This window comes from Sandaracinobacter sp. (assembly GCF_041909755.1).
GTDB lineage: Bacteria > Pseudomonadota > Alphaproteobacteria > Sphingomonadales > Sphingomonadaceae > Sandaracinobacteroides.
In genome coordinates, this window is record NZ_JAYRCW010000159.1 from 1 (window position 1) to 2,449 (window position 2,449).

The window sequence follows — 2,449 nt, forward strand, 5'->3', positions numbered from 1 at the left end:
GCGGGGCGCGCCCCCCCCCGGCAAGCCGAATCTGGCAGGCGCGCGCTGTGCGCTGGATTCACTGGAAATGGCGGTCGGTCTGGCGCGATCGGGCGCCGCGTCGGGCCTCGTGACCGGCCCGGTCGCGAAGGCGCAGCTCTATGCGATCGGCTTCACCCATCCGGGGCAGACGGAATTCGTCGCGGAACGCTGCGGCGTCGCGGCGGAAAATGTCGCGATGATGATGGTGGGGCCGGATCTGCGCACCGTTCCCGTCACCATTCACCGCCCGCTGGCGGCGGTGCCCGCTTCGCTGTCCGTCGAACTGATTGTTTCGCGCGCCCGCACGGTTGCGCGCGGGCTGATCCGGGATTTCGGAATTCCGCGCCCGCGCCTCGCGGTGGCCGGCCTGAACCCCCATGCGGGGGAAGGGGGGGCCATGGGCCGCGAAGAGATCGACATCATCCAGCCGGCAATCGCGCAGCTGCGGGAAGAAGGCATGGACGTGTCCGGCCCACTTTCCCCCGACACGATGTTCCATGCCGCAGCCCGCATCGCCTATGATGCAGCCATCTGCATGTATCATGATCAGGCGCTGATCCCGTTGAAAACGCTGCATTTCGATACCGGCGTCAACATGACACTGGGGCTGCCGGTGCTGCGCACGTCGCCCGATCATGGCACCGCGTTCGGCATTGCCGGGCGTGGGGAGGCGAACCCGCGCGCCATGATCGCGGCCATCGCGCTGGCGGGCCAGTGCGCGCTGGCGCGGACACTGGAAGCAGCGGCTTGAGCGACGACGACCGGGCCGCCGACGCAGCGGCGCGGATCGCGGCGCTCCCCCCTCTCCGCGACGAGATTGCCGCCGCCGGCCTCAGGGCAGACAAGGCGCTGGGGCAGAATTTCCTGCTCGACCTGAACCTGCTGGACCGGATCGTCCGTTCGATCGGCCTGACGCCCGGCGACCGGGTGTTCGAAGTCGGCCCCGGCCCCGGCGGGCTGACCCGCGCCCTGCTGAAGACGGGGGCCGAGGTGATCGCGGTGGAGCGGGATTCCCGCGCCTTGCCGATTCTGGAACGGCTGGCTGCCGCGAGCGGCGGCGCGCTGACGATCATCCACGGCGACGCCATGGCGGTGGATGCCCGCGCGCTCGCGGGGGAGGGCGCGCATATCGCGGCGAACCTGCCCTACAACATCGGCACGCCGCTGCTGACGGGCTGGCTGTCGGCAGACCCCTGGCCGGGCTGGTGGCGCTCCGCGACGCTGATGTTCCAGAAAGAGGTGGCGGATCGCATCGTCGCCCGGCCGGGCAGCGGCGCCTATGGCCGTCTGTCCGTCCTCGCGCAGCACCGGGCGCATGTCTCGATCGAAACGGTGCTGCCCGCGCGCGCCTTCACGCCCCCGCCCAAGGTAGACAGCGCAGTGGTGCGGCTGGTGCCGAAAGAGGCCGATCCGTCCGTGCCGGTAAAGCTGCTGGAGCGGGTGACGGCGGCAGCGTTCGGGCAGCGCCGCAAGATGCTGCGGCAGAGCCTGAAGGGCCTGCCCGGCGGGCTTCAGGCGCTGGACCGGCTGGGCATCGATCCGACCCGCCGGGCCGAAACGCTGAACGTCAGCGATTTCGTGGCGATCGCACGGGCGCTACGCGAAGCCCCCGGAGATAGTTGAGTTCGATGCGGAACGGCGCCACGCCCTCGATCGGCACCGCGACGCTCGCCAGCTTCGGCTTCGTCAGGCCAAGCTTCGGGTTGCGGGAAAAGCCAACGCCGTCCGACAGCGGGTTGAGCTTGCCTGACCGGTCCCTGTCGTGAAGGGCGACCACCACATGTTGGCCGGCAGCGGGAACCGGTGCACACACCGTCATTTCGCCTGCCGGAGAGACGGGCACGTCGATCCGCTGGACATAGCGCGCCGGCGCCAGAAAGTCGGCGTCGGTGGCCGGATAGATGGCGATGCGCAGATTGCCGGCCCGGTCCTTGAATCCATGCACCGTCACCAGCGCGGCCGGACCTTCGGCCGTGGCGGCGCAGTTGGCGGGCTGGGCGGCGGCAGCCGCCGCCAGAAGGGAGAGAAGGAACATGGCGCGCGCTTAGCCCGGCTTTTCGCCTGCCGGAAGCTGCATTGGCTTCGGCGCCGGGGTGCTGCTAAGGGCGCTGCAAGATGCTGACTGCGGTCGACCGTTATCTGTTCCGGCTGATCATCGTGCCGCTCGTCGGCACGCTGGTGATCGCGGCCATGTTGCTGCTCTTGGAAAAGATGCTGAACCTGTTCGACTTCGTCGTGAACGAAGGCGGGCCGGTTTCGGTCGTATGGCGGATGCTGGGCAACCTCATCCCGGAATATCTGTCGCTCGGCATCCCCATCGGCGTCACGCTGGGCATCCTGCTCGGGTTCCGACGCCTCGCCCTCTCGTCCGAACTCGACGCGCTGAATTCGGTGGGCGTCGGCTATGGCCGGATGTTGCGGGTGCCCT

The 2,449-nt window shown here is 69.1% G+C and carries 4 protein-coding genes; 3 read left to right on the top strand and 1 reads right to left on the bottom strand.

Features of this window, described 5'->3' with window-relative positions; translation table 11 throughout:
* Both pdxA and rsmA read left to right on the top strand, forming a co-directional pair.
* The coding region (gene pdxA, locus ACE3O8_RS13370) for a 4-hydroxythreonine-4-phosphate dehydrogenase PdxA (RefSeq protein ID WP_374390529.1) at window positions 1–772 on the top strand (772 nt) is incomplete at its 5' end.
* Window positions 769–1,644 carry a 16S rRNA (adenine(1518)-N(6)/adenine(1519)-N(6))-dimethyltransferase RsmA gene (gene rsmA / locus ACE3O8_RS13375; protein WP_374390531.1) on the top strand — a complete coding sequence of 292 codons (876 nt, stop codon included), beginning with the start codon at window positions 769–771 and terminating at the stop codon, window positions 1,642–1,644. The genes pdxA and rsmA, both read left to right, overlap by 4 nt.
* On the opposite strand, the gene ACE3O8_RS13380 is transcribed toward rsmA, so the two are convergent.
* Window positions 1,589–2,056, bottom strand: a complete 468-nt coding sequence (locus tag ACE3O8_RS13380) for a DUF2141 domain-containing protein (protein WP_374390533.1) — start codon at window positions 2,054–2,056, stop codon at window positions 1,589–1,591. The genes rsmA and ACE3O8_RS13380 overlap by 56 nt on opposite strands.
* A gap of 80 nt (window positions 2,057–2,136) precedes the next feature.
* On the opposite strand from ACE3O8_RS13380, the gene ACE3O8_RS13385 reads away from it, so the two are divergent.
* On the top strand, window positions 2,137–2,449 hold a 313-nt coding region (locus tag ACE3O8_RS13385; RefSeq protein WP_374390535.1), incomplete at its 3' end, for an LptF/LptG family permease.

Coding starts and splice junctions, on each gene's coding strand:
- ACE3O8_RS13380 (WP_374390533.1), bottom strand. CDS start 2,056: ATGTTCCTTCTCTCCCTTCTGGCGGCGGCTGCCGCCGCCCAGCCCGCC.